General features: G+C 39.7%; 13 protein-coding genes and 1 other RNA gene. 13 read left to right on the plus strand and 1 reads right to left on the minus strand.

Translation table 11 applies throughout. From position 1 onward, the window contains the following. Nucleotides 1–294: 294 nt before the first annotated feature. The 12 genes from E1I69_RS04745 to E1I69_RS04795 all read left to right on the plus strand — a co-directional run bounded on the left by E1I69_RS04745 (nucleotide 295) and on the right by E1I69_RS04795 (nucleotide 13,532). A complete protein-coding gene (locus E1I69_RS04745; protein ID WP_136378455.1) occupies nucleotides 295–1,479 on the plus strand; it encodes a phosphoglycerate kinase in 1,185 nt (394 codons plus the stop codon). A gap of 60 nt (nucleotides 1,480–1,539) precedes the next feature. Then, a complete protein-coding gene (gene tpiA / locus E1I69_RS04750; protein WP_136378456.1) occupies nucleotides 1,540–2,307 on the plus strand; it encodes a triose-phosphate isomerase in 768 nt (255 codons plus the stop codon). After that, the gene (gene gpmI / locus E1I69_RS04755; RefSeq protein ID WP_136378457.1) at nucleotides 2,300–3,832 is read left to right on the plus strand and encodes a 2,3-bisphosphoglycerate-independent phosphoglycerate mutase; all 1,533 of its coding nucleotides are present in this window, start codon (nucleotides 2,300–2,302) and stop codon (nucleotides 3,830–3,832) included. The genes tpiA and gpmI overlap by 8 nt, the downstream gene beginning before the upstream one ends. A 29-nt stretch (nucleotides 3,833–3,861) precedes the next feature. After that, a complete protein-coding gene (gene eno / locus E1I69_RS04760) occupies nucleotides 3,862–5,154 on the plus strand; it encodes a phosphopyruvate hydratase (protein ID WP_116353413.1) in 1,293 nt (430 codons plus the stop codon). A gap of 392 nt (nucleotides 5,155–5,546) precedes the next feature. Beyond that, a complete protein-coding gene (locus E1I69_RS24345) occupies nucleotides 5,547–5,687 on the plus strand; it encodes a hypothetical protein (protein ID WP_154670395.1) in 141 nt (46 codons plus the stop codon). 450 nt (nucleotides 5,688–6,137) lie between these two features. After that, a complete protein-coding gene (gene secG / locus E1I69_RS04765; protein ID WP_431731857.1) occupies nucleotides 6,138–6,374 on the plus strand; it encodes a preprotein translocase subunit SecG in 237 nt (78 codons plus the stop codon). A gap of 139 nt (nucleotides 6,375–6,513) precedes the next feature. Further along, complete coding sequence (locus tag E1I69_RS04770) at nucleotides 6,514–7,254, plus strand: alpha/beta hydrolase (protein WP_136378458.1); 741 nt, start codon at nucleotides 6,514–6,516, stop codon at nucleotides 7,252–7,254. A 15-nt stretch (nucleotides 7,255–7,269) separates the two neighbouring features. Beyond that, nucleotides 7,270–9,612 carry a ribonuclease R gene (gene rnr, locus E1I69_RS04775; protein WP_136378459.1) on the plus strand — a complete coding sequence of 781 codons (2,343 nt, stop codon included), beginning with the start codon at nucleotides 7,270–7,272 and terminating at the stop codon, nucleotides 9,610–9,612. Nucleotides 9,613–9,839: 227 nt separating this feature from the next. Continuing rightward, complete coding sequence (locus E1I69_RS04780) at nucleotides 9,840–10,637, plus strand: protein phosphatase 2C domain-containing protein (RefSeq protein WP_136378460.1); 798 nt, start codon at nucleotides 9,840–9,842, stop codon at nucleotides 10,635–10,637. 67 nt (nucleotides 10,638–10,704) lie between these two features. After that, nucleotides 10,705–11,172 carry an SsrA-binding protein SmpB gene (smpB, locus tag E1I69_RS04785; protein WP_136378461.1) on the plus strand — a complete coding sequence of 156 codons (468 nt, stop codon included), beginning with the start codon at nucleotides 10,705–10,707 and terminating at the stop codon, nucleotides 11,170–11,172. Between the two features lie 164 nt (nucleotides 11,173–11,336). Then, nucleotides 11,337–11,675: a transfer-messenger RNA gene (gene ssrA / locus E1I69_RS04790) on the plus strand. 654 nt (nucleotides 11,676–12,329) lie between these two features. Then, nucleotides 12,330–13,532, plus strand: coding sequence for a CynX/NimT family MFS transporter (locus E1I69_RS04795; protein WP_136378462.1), 1,203 nt, complete (start codon nucleotides 12,330–12,332; stop codon nucleotides 13,530–13,532). A gap of 162 nt (nucleotides 13,533–13,694) precedes the next feature. Here the strand turns inward: E1I69_RS04795 and E1I69_RS04800 are convergent, their stop codons facing one another. After that, the gene (locus E1I69_RS04800; protein WP_136378463.1) at nucleotides 13,695–14,279 is read right to left on the minus strand and encodes a YitT family protein; all 585 of its coding nucleotides are present in this window, start codon (nucleotides 14,277–14,279) and stop codon (nucleotides 13,695–13,697) included. A 193-nt stretch (nucleotides 14,280–14,472) separates the two neighbouring features. Between E1I69_RS04800 and E1I69_RS04805 the strand changes: the two genes are divergently transcribed. After that, nucleotides 14,473–14,997, plus strand: a complete 525-nt coding sequence (locus E1I69_RS04805; RefSeq protein ID WP_136378464.1) for a Gmad2 immunoglobulin-like domain-containing protein — start codon at nucleotides 14,473–14,475, stop codon at nucleotides 14,995–14,997. Nucleotides 14,998–15,085 lie beyond the last annotated feature (88 nt).

The following is a 15,085-nucleotide window of genomic DNA, read 5'->3' on the forward strand; positions in this document are numbered from 1 at the left end:
ACCCTACTGAATAAAATTAAGCCTCCGGCGGATGCCACGATTTTTCAGAGGAAACTTTTCGAGCTTGCTCGAAAAAAATCGGGCGCAAATACGCCAAGGCGCATTTGATTTACCATTTGATTAGTATGTCACATTTATCAAACAGTAAAACATATTAATCTTGGAAACCTAAACAACAACAACTATAATAGAACTTGTGTGGGGAAGGGAGTGTTCCCTTCCCTTTTTAATGTCATTTAGAAAAATGTGCCACAGAACAAGTTTTGTATATTACATAGAACGGAGGCCTTCCCAGTGAATAAGAAATCAGTAAGAGATATTGATGTGAAAGGCAAGCGAGTATTCTGTCGAGTTGATTTTAACGTTCCAATGCAAGATGGTCAGGTTACAGACGAGACTCGTATTCGTGCAGCATTACCAACAATCGAGTACCTTCGTAAAGAAGGAGCCAAGGTTATTTTAGCAAGTCACCTTGGTCGACCAAAAGGAAAAGCGGTAGACGAACTTCGCTTAGACCCAGTTGCGAAACGATTAGGCGAGCACTTAGGTATCGAGGTCCGTAAAACCAATGAGGCATATGGTCCAGAGGTTGAACAAGCCATTTCAGAAATGAACGAAGGCGATGTTCTTTTATTAGAAAACGTTCGTTTTTATCCTGGTGAAGAGAAGAATGATCCGGAACTTGCAAAACAATTTGCTGCATTAGCTGATGTATACGTTAATGATGCGTTCGGAGCTGCACACCGTGCCCACGCTTCTACAGCTGGTATTGCCGAACACCTTCCAGCCGTTGCAGGTTTCTTAATGGAAAAAGAAATCGAAGTACTAGGCAAAGCACTATCAAATCCAGAACGTCCTTTCACTGCGATTATCGGTGGAGCAAAGGTTAAGGATAAAATTGGTGTCATCGAGAACCTCTTAGAAAAAGTAGATAACTTGATCATTGGTGGAGGTCTTGCTTATACATTCGTAAAAGCACAAGGCCATGAAATCGGTAAATCTCTTTTAGAAGAAGATAAAATGGATCTTGCTAACGAGTTCATCAAAAAAGCAAAAGAAAAAGGCGTAAACTTCTATATGCCTGTTGATGTAAGAGTTGCAGATGATTTCTCAAATGATGCGAACATTAAAATTGTTCCAATCACGGAAATTCCAAGCGATTGGGAAGCACTCGATATCGGTCCAAAGACAGCAGAAATTTACAAAGATGTCATCCAAAAGTCTAAGCTTGTGATTTGGAATGGTCCAATGGGAGTATTCGAATTAGATGCATTCGCAAATGGTACAAAAGCTGTTGCACAAGCACTTGCTGATGCAACTGATACGTATTCTATTATCGGTGGAGGCGACTCTGCTGCAGCGGCAGAAAAGTTCGGTCTTGCTGATAAAATGAGCCACATCTCAACTGGTGGCGGAGCATCATTAGAATTCATGGAAGGTAAAGAGCTTCCTGGAGTCGAACTACTTAACGATAAATAATATTGGGGTGTTATCAAAGCACCTTTCCATAAAGCTCAACATCGAAAGGGATGGTGAAACATGAGAAAGCCAATCATTGCAGGAAACTGGAAAATGAATAAGGTTCTTTCAGAAGCAGTTCAATTTGTAGAAGAAATCAATGGTCTAATTCCATCACCAGAAAAGGTTGATTCTGTCGTTTGTGCGCCAGCACTATTTTTAGAGCGTCTGGTTGCAAACGTAAAGGAAGGAAACTATGACCTTAAAATCGGTGCTCAAAACATGCATTTTAAAGAGAGTGGAGCATTTACTGGTGAAATCAGTCCTTTAGCATTAAAGGACTTAGGTGTTGACTATGTAATCCTTGGTCACTCTGAGCGTCGTGAAATGTTCGCAGAAACAGATGAAACGGTTAATCAAAAAACCCTTGCAGCATTTGCTCATGGATTAGTTCCGATCGTATGCTGTGGTGAGACATTAGAGCAACGTGAAGCAGGTCAAACAAACGACCTTGTTGGAACTCAAATAGAAAAAGGATTAGCAGGTCTTACTGAAGAACAAGCGAAAGAAGTTGTCATTGCCTATGAACCAATCTGGGCGATTGGAACAGGTAAATCTTCTTCTGCTGAAGATGCGAATGAGGTTTGTGCACACATCCGTAAAGTAGTTGCTGAACAATTCTCACAAGATGTTGCAGACGCTGTTCGCATTCAATACGGGGGTAGTGTTAAACCAGAAAACATTAAGGAATACATGGCACAACCAGATATCGATGGTGCTCTAGTTGGTGGAGCAAGTCTCGATGCTTCCTCTTTTGTTAAGCTTTTGGAGGCAGGTAGCAATGAGTAAATCACCAGTTGCACTAATCATCTTAGATGGATTTGCATTTCGCGATGAAGTAAAAGGAAATGCAGTAGCCCAAGCAAACAAACCAAATTTTGATCGCTATTGGAACAAATACCCGCACGCTACATTACAGGCAAGCGGTGAGGCTGTTGGTTTACCAGAAGGCCAAATGGGGAATTCAGAGGTAGGACACTTAAACATCGGCGCAGGTCGTGTCGTCTACCAAAGCTTAACCCGCGTAAATGTTGCCATCCGCGACCACGAATTTGAAAGAAATGAAACCTTCCTTGCAGCGATGAAGCATGTAAAGGAAAATGGTACAGCTCTACACCTATTCGGATTATTATCTGACGGTGGAGTACACAGTCACATCGATCATCTTTTTGCATTGTTAAAGCTAGCAGCATCAGAAGGTATTGAAAAAGTGTACATCCACGGCTTTTTAGATGGAAGAGACGTTGGTCCTCAAACCGCGAAAATCTATCTCGAACAGCTCGATGAAAAAATCAAGGAATACGGTGTTGGTGAAATTGCAACCTTGTCTGGCCGTTATTATTCAATGGACCGTGACAAGCGTTGGGAGCGTGTTGAAAATTCATATCGTTCAATGGTTTACGGAGAAGGTCCTACATATAAAAATGCATTTGAACTTGTTGATGACTCCTATGCAAACGGCATTTACGATGAATTCGTATTACCATCAGTCATTGTAAAAGAAGACGGTTCACCTGTTGCAACCATCCAAGACAATGATGCTGTGATTTTTTATAACTTCAGACCAGACCGTGCCATCCAAATTTCGAACACATTCACAAATGACGATTTCCGTTCATTTGACCGTGGACCTAAGCATCCGAAAGATCTATTCTTTGTGTGCTTAACACACTTCAGTGAAAGCGTCGATGGATATGTGGCTTTCAAACCAACAAACTTAGATAACACATTGGGAGAAGTTCTTTCACAAAACGGATTAAAACAGCTTCGGATTGCCGAAACTGAAAAATATCCTCATGTTACCTTCTTTATGAGTGGTGGACGTGAACAGGAGTTCCCTGGTGAAACTCGTATTTTAATCAATTCGCCAAAAGTTGCTACCTATGACCTTAAGCCTGAAATGAGTGCTTACGAGGTGAAAGATGCACTTTTAAAAGAAATTGCTGAAGATAATCATGATGCGATTTTATTAAACTTTGCAAACCCAGATATGGTTGGTCACTCAGGAATGCTTGAGCCAACCATTAAAGCAATTGAAACAGTTGATGAGTGTTTAGGTGAAATCGTAGATGCGATCCTTAAAAAAGGTGGAGCTGCGATCATCACTGCTGACCATGGTAACTCCGACGAGGTTGTAACTCTTGAAGGAAATCCAATGACTGCTCACACAACAAATCCAGTACCAGTCATTGTCACAAAAGAAGGTTTAACCTTACGCGAAGATGGAATTCTAGGAGATTTAGCGCCAACTATGCTAGACCTACTAGGAATCCAAAAATCAGCAGAAATGACTGGAAATAGCTTAATAAAATAAAAACTCATTTGAAAAAGGAGAGATTTTTAATGTCAATTATCGTAGATGTATACGCTCGTGAAGTATTAGATTCTCGTGGAAATCCTACAGTTGAGGTTGAAGTTTATACTGAGTCAGGTGCATTCGGCCGCGCTTTAGTACCAAGTGGTGCTTCAACTGGTGAATACGAAGCCGTTGAGCTTCGTGATGGCGACAAGAGCCGTTACCTTGGTAAAGGTGTTCAAACAGCAGTAAACAACGTAAATGAAATCATTGCAGCAGAAATCATCGGTTTCGATGTAACTGACCAAGTTGCAATCGACCACGCATTAATCGAGCTTGATGGAACTGAAAACAAAGGTAAATTAGGTGCTAACGCAATTCTTGGTGTTTCAATGGCAGTAGCTCGTGCAGCAGCTGATTTCTTAGAAATTCCTTTATACCAATACCTTGGTGGATTCAACTCAAAAACTCTTCCAGTACCAATGATGAACATCATCAACGGTGGAGAGCATGCTGACAACAACGTGGACATCCAAGAATTCATGATCATGCCTGTTGGAGCAGAAAACTTCAAAGAAGCACTTCGTATGGGTGCTGAAATTTTCCACAACCTTAAAGCAGTGTTACATGCAAAAGGCCTAAACACAGCTGTAGGTGACGAAGGTGGATTTGCTCCAAACCTTGGTTCAAATGAAGAAGCTCTACAAACAATCGTAGAAGCAATCGAAAAAGCAGGTTACAAGCCTGGTGAGCAAGTACGCCTTGCAATGGATGCTGCATCTTCTGAGTTCTACAACAAAGAAGACGGTAAATACCATCTTAAAGGAGAAGGCAAAGTTCTTACTTCTGAAGAAATGGTTGCATTCTATGAAGATCTTGTATCAAAATACCCAATCATCTCAATTGAAGATGGTTTAGACGAAAACGACTGGGAAGGCCACAAACTTCTAACTGAGCGTCTTGGTAAAAAAGTTCAACTAGTTGGAGACGACCTATTCGTTACAAATACAAAGAAACTTGCTGAAGGTATTGAAAGAAACATCGGAAACTCAATCCTTATTAAAGTTAACCAAATCGGTACATTAACTGAAACATTTGATGCAATCGAAATGGCAAAACGCGCTGGCTATACTGCAGTTATCTCTCACCGTTCTGGCGAAACAGAAGACAGCACAATCGCTGACATCGCTGTAGCAACAAACGCTGGCCAAATCAAGACTGGTGCTCCATCACGTACTGACCGTGTTGCAAAATATAACCAATTACTACGTATTGAAGACAATCTTGGTGAAACAGCTCAATACAACGGCTTAGCATCTTTCTATAACCTAAGAGGCTAATCTAATAAACAGGAAAACGACAAGCGTGGGTGCTTGTCGTTTTTTTAGTTGGTAGTGGTTTTTTCGGCTTTGGTTAAAACGCAATTCCGGTGGGCTAAAGCGCAATTATACAGATTAACGCGCAATTCAGTTACATTAAAACGCAATTCCGGCAGATTAAAGCGCAATTCCGAAAAATAAAGCGCAATTCCACTAGGTTGAATGCAATACCTACTTCTCTTTCTTCACCTGCTGCTTCTTTTGCTTACCTTGTTGCGTATTCTCGCCTAAGTAATTCGTTTTGTGCTTTTTCTGCTCTTTAATAAACGCATCAAAATCCAAGTTGATCACTTCTCATCATTCCTTTCAAGATAGTCAATTTTAATATGGACGTTTCTAAAGGAAATCATGAAGTGAATCGTTGGAAATTAGGTGATGGGGAAAACCTTAACTTTATGAAGAACCAAAATGAGATCCTGGATCGACGAAAAGGTCATCATAAACGGGATGAAGACCTGAACCGAGAGCCCATACGCATGAAATGGTTATCATAAGCAAGATGAAGACCAAAATAGAGAGCTCGGGCAAACGAAAAGGTTATCATAAGCAAGATGAAGACCAAAATAGAGAGCCCGGGCAAACGAAAAGGTTATCATAAGCAAGATGAAGACAAAAATAGAGAGCTCGGGCAAACGAAAAGGTTATCATAAGCAAGATGAAGACAAAAATAGAGAGCTCGGGCTAACGAAATGGTTATCACAAGCAAGATGAAGACCCAAACCGAGAGCTCAGGCAAACGAAAAGGTCATCATAAGCGAGATGAAAACTCGAACCAAGAACTTGGACAGAGAAAAGCACTTCATAAGCCAGATGATAAATCAATCCATAATCCCTTTTTCATTTATTTGAATTCTGTCAGAAAATGCAGTATTGTCCACATGGGACTTTTATGGTACATTTATTTTAACGTCATATGCGTTCTTGTTCAGGAGGTGTCGTTTTATATGTTGCATGGAATTTTTGTTACATTACTCGTAATCGTATGTATCGGGTTAATCGTAGTGGTGTTATTACAATCTGGTAAAAGCGCAGGGTTATCTGGGGCTATCTCTGGTGGGGCTGAGCAATTATTTGGAAAACAAAAGGCTCGTGGCCTTGATGCGGTTTTACAGCGTATCACAGTAGTCCTAGCGGTATTATTCTTTGTTCTTACAATTGCGGTATCTTACTTTGAACTATAAAATTTTTTGAAAAGAGGGTTAGACAGGTGATGTCTAGCCTTTTTTATTGCGCTTAAAACGTACTTTCCGGTACGATAGTAGAATACCGAAAAAAGCGCAAAATAAAAATAAGGAAGTCATTATAAAGGAGTTATACATAATGAAGATCAAATTACCTCAGCCTTTCTTTTTTGAAGGAGGAGAAAGAGCGGTTTTATTACTACATGGTTTCACTGGAAATTCAGCAGACGTAAGGATGCTGGGGAGGTTCCTTGAGAATAGAGGCTATACGTGTCATGCACCTATTTATAAAGGCCATGGTGTCCCACCGGAAGAATTGGTGCATACCGGTCCTGAGGATTGGTGGGAAGATGTCACGAACGCCTACCAATTTTTAAAAAATAAAGGATACGAAAAAATTGCAGTAGCCGGATTGTCACTTGGCGGGGTATTTTCCCTAAAATTGGGTTACACTGTACCTATAAAAGGGATTGTGACAATGTGTGCTCCCATGTATCTAAAAAGTGAGGAAGTTATGTATGAGGGTGTTGTTGAATTTGCACGTGAATACAAACGATTTGAGGGGAAATCTCCTGAGCAAATCGACAAGGAAATCGAAGAATTCAAGAAGACCCCAATGAATACGTTAAAAGCACTACAGAATCTAATTGCAGAAGTACGTAACAATGTCGATATGATTTATTCTCCGACCTTTGTTGCGCAAGCACGTCATGATAAAATGATAAATCCTGACAGTGCGAATATTATATATGAAGCAATTGAAAATGATTTTAAAAAGATCAAATGGTATGAGGAATCAGGACATGTCATCACCCTAGATAAAGAACGTGACCAGCTGCATGAAGATGTCTATGCATTTTTAGAGCAGTTAGATTGGTAACGGGAGGGATAAAAAATGGAACAGGAAATCCAAGAGCATATTAATAAATTATTAGACTTTATGAAGGAAGAAGCATACAAACCGTTAACCGTCCAAGAGCTTGAGGTGGCATTTGGTATCTCAGGGTCTGAGGATTTTAAAGAGTTTGTCAAAGCCCTTGTCGTAATGGAGGAACAGGGGTTAGTCGTCCGAACACGTAGTAATCGCTACGGTCTTCCGGAAAAAATGAACCTTGTCCGTGGAACACTCACAGGGCATGCAAAGGGCTTTGCCTTTGTCGTGCCGGATGACAAAACAATGGATGACGTATTCATTCCACCAAATGAGTTAAAAAATGCAATGCATGGCGATACTGTGCTTGTTCGGATCAACTCTGAATCTTCCGGTCAACGGAAAGAAGGTACGGTTGTCCGGATTATTGAACATGGCATCAAAACAATTGTTGGTACATACACCGAGAGTAAAAACTTCGGCTTCGTCATTCCAGATGATAAAAAAATTGCCAATGATATTTTTATTCCAAAGCAAGCGTCAAATGGTGCGATTGAAGGCCATAAAGTAGTTGTACAGCTTGTAACCTATCCTGAAGGACGAATGAGTGCAGAAGGTGAAGTTATTCAAATTTTAGGTCATAAAAATGACCCTGGAATTGATATTCTTTCTGTCATTCATAAGCACGGACTCCCAGAGGAATTTCCGGGAGAAGTATTGGAGCAAGCGAATAATACGCCTGACTCCATCGATCCAAAAGAGCTTGAAAATCGACGCGACTTACGAAATGAAGTTATCGTGACGATTGATGGCGCTGATGCAAAAGATTTGGATGACGCCGTAACGGTTACGAAGCTTGAAAATGGGAATTACAAGCTTGGTGTACATATTGCGGACGTCACACATTATGTGACAGAAGGTTCTCCTATCGATAAAGAAGCAAGTGACCGTGGAACAAGTATTTATCTTGTTGACCGCGTAATTCCGATGATTCCACATCGTCTTTCAAATGGCATTTGTTCCTTAAATCCAAAAGTGGACCGTTTAACGCTGTCCTGTGAGATGGAAGTTGATGGGAACGGTACCGTTGTGAAGCATGATATTTTTCAAAGTGTGATAAAAACAACGGAACGAATGACATATGCGGATGTAAACAGCATTTTGGCCGATAAGGATGAAGAACTCAGAACGCGCTACGAACCACTTGTTCCAATGTTTGAAGATATGGAAAGACTAGCTGCGATCCTTCGCGAAAAACGAATGAAGCGCGGTGCAATTGACTTTGATTTTAAAGAGGCAAAAGTTCTTGTCGATGATGAGGGTGCACCATACGATGTGGTCTTACGGGAGCGCTCAGTTGGTGAACGTTTAATTGAAGAATTCATGTTGCTTGCCAACGAAACGGTTGCGGAGCATTTCCACTGGATGAACGTTCCGTTTATTTATCGGATTCACGAAGATCCGAATGAAGAAAAGCTCAGACGATTCTTAGAGTTTATCACGAACTTTGGTTATATTGTAAGGGGTGCTGGAAATTCGATTCACCCTCGTGCCTTGCAGGAAGTAATTGAAGCCGTCCAAGGGAAGCCAGAGGAAATGGTGGTTTCAACTGTCATGCTGCGCTCAATGAAGCAAGCAAAGTACGATCCAGAAAGTGTCGGACACTTTGGGCTTTCAACGGATTTTTACACGCATTTCACGTCACCCATTAGACGTTATCCAGACTTAATCGTCCATCGATTAATTCGTACCTATTTGATTCAAGGAAAGCTCGACAATGCGACCCAGGATAAATGGAGAGAAAAACTCCCGGAAATTGCAGAGCATTCTTCAAATATGGAACGCCGTGCGGTTGAAGCTGAGCGTGAAACAGATAGCATGAAAAAGGCAGAGTATATGATGGATAAAATCGGTGAGGAATACGATGGCATCATTAGTTCAGTGACGAACTTTGGCATGTTTGTTGAACTACCGAACACCATTGAAGGACTTGTTCACGTCAGCTATCTTACCGATGATTACTATCGATATGATGAGAGAAGTTATGCAATGATTGGAGAACGGACCGGGAATATATTCCGAATTGGGGATGAAATTACGGTTCGAGTGATCAATGTCAATAAAGACGAGCGCTCAGTTGACTTTGAGGTTGTCGGCATGAAAGGCAGTCGCCGCAAGTTTTCAAAGGAACAGCCGACAATCATTAAGTCTGAAAAAGGCAGAAATCGTCGCAAACCAAATGAGGATGACAAGAAACGCGGAAGTGACAAAGACGGCGAATGGTCAACGCGGAAGCCTCGAAAGAAAAAGAAAAAGTATGATAATGTACCACCACAAAAAAGCAAGAAACGGAAAAAGAAAAGATAAGGTAAGAGTACTTCACTAAGGTGGAGTACTTTTTTGTACTGGAACAAATAATTGGAGTCCTTATAAATTATTGGGTTTGGGGTAATTATTGCCTTTCGAACAAGTAATTTAATTTCCTTGTAGGAATCACCAGTTGCTTTCGTGCACTGGATCTTTTTATATGAAAAATATTCCATTTTTAAACTGAATGACTTATACTTGTATGAATTATGGGGGAAGTGATAGCGATGAATGAATATTATTGGGTTGGTTCAGAGAATCATTTCATGGATACATTATCGGTTCAAAAACAAGGGAACATAACCATAGGCCGATTCGGTGGCAATTCTTTAGCCGGTCAAGTGAAAAATGAAGATGGGTGCCTTATCTGGCAGAATGAACAGGAAGATTGGGAGTTCGTGATTCTCCTTGATGCACATCACACCGCTGAAAGTGCAAAATTGATTGTACAGGAATTTTCGAAACGAAAAGGTTCACTAAAATCTTTGTTATCAGGGTCACCTAAAGAAGCCTTTAAGAATATTGAAGATAGGATCCTTCAAATTTTTCAAAATCCCGAATTCCTAGCTTCGTGCAGGAAAGTGAATGGATCCACCTCCTGCCTAATTGTCCTAAGAAAAGATAAATACATTTGGTGGTTTTCAGTTGGCGATTGTATTTTGTATTTGTTCCATCCAGAGCTTGCGAAACTCGGACAATATCAAGTGAATCAACGACGTTTTTTTGAATGGATCGGCCAGGTGAACACCTTCGAACTGCCTGTCCCATGCTACAGTTCAGGACGAAAGGAACTAAGGAAAGGCAATAACCATTTATTTTTAACGACAGATGGATTAATTGAATGTCCTGGTTTACCTTATAATCATCCTGAAAAGGTACAGAAAGAATTTTTAGACCGCTCAAATGAATATGCGGTTCAAGCATTATTAAAGAAAATCCAATCGCATAACGTAAGAGACAGCACGACCATCATATCTTGGTTTGTTGAAAGTGATCAAGAAGCAAGTTTACCTTGCAATCAATAAGCCTTTCCTTGAGATGTTGTCCATTATTTGCTAAAATAGAAGGTACCGTCTTAAGGGGGAAATCAATATGCCAAAAGGTGCAGGCAAGGTAATCGCACAAAACAAAAAAGCAAATCATGATTATTTTATCGAAGAAACCTATGAAACAGGAATCGTGCTTCAAGGGACAGAAATCAAATCCCTGCGAAATGGTCGTGCAAACTTAAAGGATTCATACGCACGCGTTCATAATGGTGAAGTATACCTGTATAACATGCATATTAGCCCTTATGAGCAAGGTAACCGATATAATCATGATCCACTGCGGACACGTAAGCTACTACTTCATCGAAAAGAAATCAACAAATTGATTGGACTGACAAAAGAAGAAGGCTATGCACTTGTTCCAATTAAGATCTATTTAAAAAATGGCTATGCAAAGCTTTTATTAGGTCTTGGTAAAGGTAAGAAAAAGTATGACAAACGTGAAGACCTCAAGAAAAAAGAAGCAAAACGTGACATCGAGCGTGCCTTTAGAGAAAGACAGAAAATGTAATCTGCCACTTCTTACAATAACTTACAATTGAAATTGTGAGGACATGTGTTATAATAAGACATGTGGTTGACAATTGAATAGTCAACGTAAGCAAGAACACTTCATCCGATACACCCAGATAACTGATGATTAAGTTCATCATTATCATTTTATAATGGGGACGCTACGGATTCGACAGGGGTAGTTTGAGCTTAAGTTGCGAGTCGAGGGGATCGGCCTCGTTAAAACGTCAAAGCCAATAACTGGCAAAGAAAACAACAACCTCGCTTTAGCTGCTTAATAACAGTCTATAGCGGTTCCTCCCTCCATCGCCCATGTGGTAGGGTCAGGGACTCACTTTAAGTGGGCTACGCCGGAGTTCGCCGTCTGAGGACAAAGGAAGAGAACAACCAGACTAGCTGCTTGGAAGCCTGTCGATAGGCCTAGAGGTGAGCGAAACGCTAATATATCGACTACACTCGTAGATGCTTAAGTGCCAATATCTTTGGACGTGGGTTCGATTAGTAATTAGTCGCCTTATGTGGTAACACATAAGTGATAATCCGGCTTTATCGGTGAAACCTAAGTCGTACTTGATGCGATAAGGCAATGCCGAGCGGTATGTAGAGCAATCTAACAGCCGTGTATCGACTTATAGGCTGCCATGAAATCATGGTAGTACTAGGATGCGAAATTCTACCTGAACAGGTACAAAATATATTTCGTATAAGACGCCGGAGGACCTGAAACTTTCAGGTTCAAGATATAGTCAGTGCCATGACGAAAGCATGGAAAAGCACGTCCCACCGTCTCCACCAAATACATATACTTGGTGGTTAAATACTCAATAGACACGGACTCATCGATTATGGTGAGTCCGTTTTTACATTTTGAAAAAGTATTCTTCAAATCTGATTTTCTTTTTTAATATTTCCGGACTGTATTTTCCATTTCGTGGAGTAACATTATTATAGTTTTCAAGAACCCGAATACTACAGTTCCATTTCCATATTGTTTGTGTAAGAAGTTCTTGTGCCAAATCATGCTTTATAATAAAAACAGTTTTCATATTATAATAAAAAGGCTATGATTATTAGGAATTGCTCACACGAAAAATTCTTTTTCTAGCAGTCTTCCTTAATGACCGATATCGTTGTAGAAGCGGAGTGGTGGTGTAGATGGTTTCTAAAAATGCAAACATCTCTAAAGCTTTACTTATAATAGGGATTATTTTCGTAGCTTTTAATTTGCGCCCAGCAATTACATCAGTCGGGCCCATAATTGAATTAATTCGTTCTGATTTAGGTATTTCTAATGGGGTAGCGGGTTTCATCACAACACTTCCATTAATCTCCTTTGCGATCCTTTCCATTCTTGCGCCTAAGCTTGGACAAATGATAGGAAATGAGAGAACTATTTTTCTAGGATTAATGGTCTTGTGCATTGGCATTATCACGCGATCTTTAGGCTTTACACCGACGCTCTTTTTAGGCACGTTACTTGTAGGAGTTGGTGTCGCAATTGGCAATGTCCTCATACCAAGTATTGTAAAGCTTCATTTCCCATTAAAAGTTGGAATCATTACAAGTATTTACACAACAGCGATGAATACCTTCGCTGCCTTCGGTTCGGGAGTCAGTATCCCTTTAGCCAAGGGTCAATCCCTAGGTTGGAAATGGGCATTGGCCTTTTGGACAGTACTTGCAGTTATCGCTATGATTATTTGGTTACCTCAATTACGTAACAACCATAAAATATCAGCTTCTTATAGTGGTCCATCCTCAAATGGCGTAATGTGGCGTTCACCGATTGCTTGGCAAGTAACATTGTTTATGGGATTACAATCTTTTTTATTTTATTGTACAGTTGCATGGTTGCCGGAAATTTTAGAAAGTCATGGAATGCAGTTATCGATTGCGGGTTGGATGGTTTCATTAATGCAACTAGTTGGCCTACCAACTACGTTCCTAGCACCTGTCGTTGCAAACCGATTAAAAAGCCAAAAAATGATGGTATGTGTAATTGGAATCGTATACCTTACTGGGATAATGGGGCTTATGTTTGCGCAAACAAATATCCTTCTGATTATATTTATTATTTGTATTGGAGCAGCCCAAGGTGCAAGTATTAGCTTAGCACTCACAATGATTGGACTACGTACAAAAGACTCAAGACAAGCCGCAAATTTATCTGGTATGGCCCAGTCCATCGGATATTTATTAGCTGCCATTGGCCCTACACTAGTTGGATTTCTATTCGATTATACACAATCATGGTTAATGCCATTAGTCATTTTTATTGCGATTTCAATATTGATGACAATAGCCGGTGTTGGTGCGGGACGTAATCGATATGTGGCAGGAGAAAGTATACAATTATAATGATACATATACTGAAGGGACTACAAAGGTAAATTTCCGACATGGGTACACTCATTGCTACAAGAATTATCGCTTTAAAACAGTTGAAAATTTAATACCATTATAGGAAAAAGCATAAGTTTTCCATTTGGAAAGCTTGTGCTTTTTATTGTAAATCTATTGTTAATGATTGCCTTTCAAATTCCATGTACAAACACTTGTGGTTATGCCGCCAGCCAAAATAGTGATTGCCGAAAGGAAGAAAGTTTCACTCGAAACGAATAAACCTCCTAGACAAATAACAAAAATATCTATAATAAGAATGATGATTCCTACATTCATTTTTACGATTTCTGAGAGGAACTGAGCTAATAAATCAGTCCCACCAGTACTAGTCTCAAACCGAAGCATAAGCCCAATACCAAACCCAATCAAAATTCCACCAGTCATTGAGCTAAGAATCGGTGAAATATGGATGCGCATTTGATTTAAATTGTGAAAAAGGTCAATGAATAATGAAGACAAAAGCATACCATGCAAGCTATTAAAAAAATAGGAACGATATTTAAACCATGAGATCGCAAAAATAGGAATGCTCAACATCATAATCGAGAACCCAGCATTTGTATGAAATAGATAACTAATAATCAAACCTAAACCAATAATCCCGCCGTCTAAAACTTTGTTTGGGATTAAAAAAAGGTTTATCCCCATTGCGATTGTAATGCTACCTACTAGTATAGCAACTGCTTTCATAAAAAATGTCATATAAAAAATACTCTCCTGTCTAAGTAACGTGTTTTATTTATATGCAAAAAACGTAACAATCTGGACAACTTTTAGTTCAAGATAAAACGAATTCAAAGGGAGTTCTCACTTCTTCCTTCTCCAAGGTATTTTTTTCCTTCAAATACACAGAATAATAAAGAGAGATAAAAATTTATTGAGGAGGGGTTTTTATATGAAAAAAATTCTATTCTATATTATTGTGTTTAGCATTGCCACGATCTTAGCCTCATGTAGTCAAAACGACCAATCAAATCAGCCAGATGATAATGAGCAGGTGAATGAAACGGAACAGCCTGCTGAAAACAATAATGAAGAAACAACCCAAGAAGAGGATAATGTAGATGACACTGAACAAAATACGGAAAATGATGTAGCACCGGATTCGGAAGAAAAGGTATACCAAAACAAAATTTTCAAAGATGTAAAGGTTTCCGAGACGGATAACCAAATCGTCATAACCGGAAAAGCTCAAGTTTTTGAGGGTGTTTTTGACTATGCTCTTTTTGATGGTGAAGAAAAGGTACTTGAAGACCACTACCAGACGGTAGGAGCACCTTCTTGGGGGGATTTTGAGATCAAGATTGATAAAACAACTATTGCTCAACCTAAAAATGAAGTGAGAATCGAACTATTTGTTTATTCCGCAAAAGATGGGTCAAAAGAAGATATTTTAAATATTCCACTGACAACGAAATAGAAAAATCAAAAGACATCAATTATCCACTTTGGAAAAATTGATGTCTTATTTTAATCCTACTAGAGATGCAGAGACTTGCTGTGTCCCA

It is taken from the genome of Bacillus timonensis (genome assembly GCF_004799755.1).
Taxonomy (GTDB): Bacteria; Bacillota; Bacilli; order Bacillales; family Bacillaceae_L; genus Ferdinandcohnia; species Ferdinandcohnia timonensis_A.

Bases quoted from the DNA above. Each gene is read 5' to 3' on its own strand.
- E1I69_RS04800 (WP_136378463.1), bottom strand. From the start codon at position 14,279: ATGACATTTTTTATGAAAGCAGTTGCTATACTAGTAGGTAGCATTACA.
- rnr (WP_136378459.1), top strand. From the start codon at position 7,270: ATGGAACAGGAAATCCAAGAGCATATTAATAAATTATTAGACTTTATG.
- E1I69_RS04805 (WP_136378464.1), top strand. From the start codon at position 14,473: ATGAAAAAAATTCTATTCTATATTATTGTGTTTAGCATTGCCACGATC.
- E1I69_RS04780 (WP_136378460.1), top strand. From the start codon at position 9,840: ATGAATGAATATTATTGGGTTGGTTCAGAGAATCATTTCATGGATACA.
- gpmI (WP_136378457.1), top strand. From the start codon at position 2,300: ATGAGTAAATCACCAGTTGCACTAATCATCTTAGATGGATTTGCATTT.
- E1I69_RS04770 (WP_136378458.1), top strand. From the start codon at position 6,514: ATGAAGATCAAATTACCTCAGCCTTTCTTTTTTGAAGGAGGAGAAAGA.
- E1I69_RS04795 (WP_136378462.1), top strand. From the start codon at position 12,330: ATGGTTTCTAAAAATGCAAACATCTCTAAAGCTTTACTTATAATAGGG.
- secG (WP_431731857.1), top strand. From the start codon at position 6,138: ATGTTGCATGGAATTTTTGTTACATTACTCGTAATCGTATGTATCGGG.
- tpiA (WP_136378456.1), top strand. From the start codon at position 1,540: ATGAGAAAGCCAATCATTGCAGGAAACTGGAAAATGAATAAGGTTCTT.
- smpB (WP_136378461.1), top strand. From the start codon at position 10,705: ATGCCAAAAGGTGCAGGCAAGGTAATCGCACAAAACAAAAAAGCAAAT.
- eno (WP_116353413.1), top strand. From the start codon at position 3,862: ATGTCAATTATCGTAGATGTATACGCTCGTGAAGTATTAGATTCTCGT.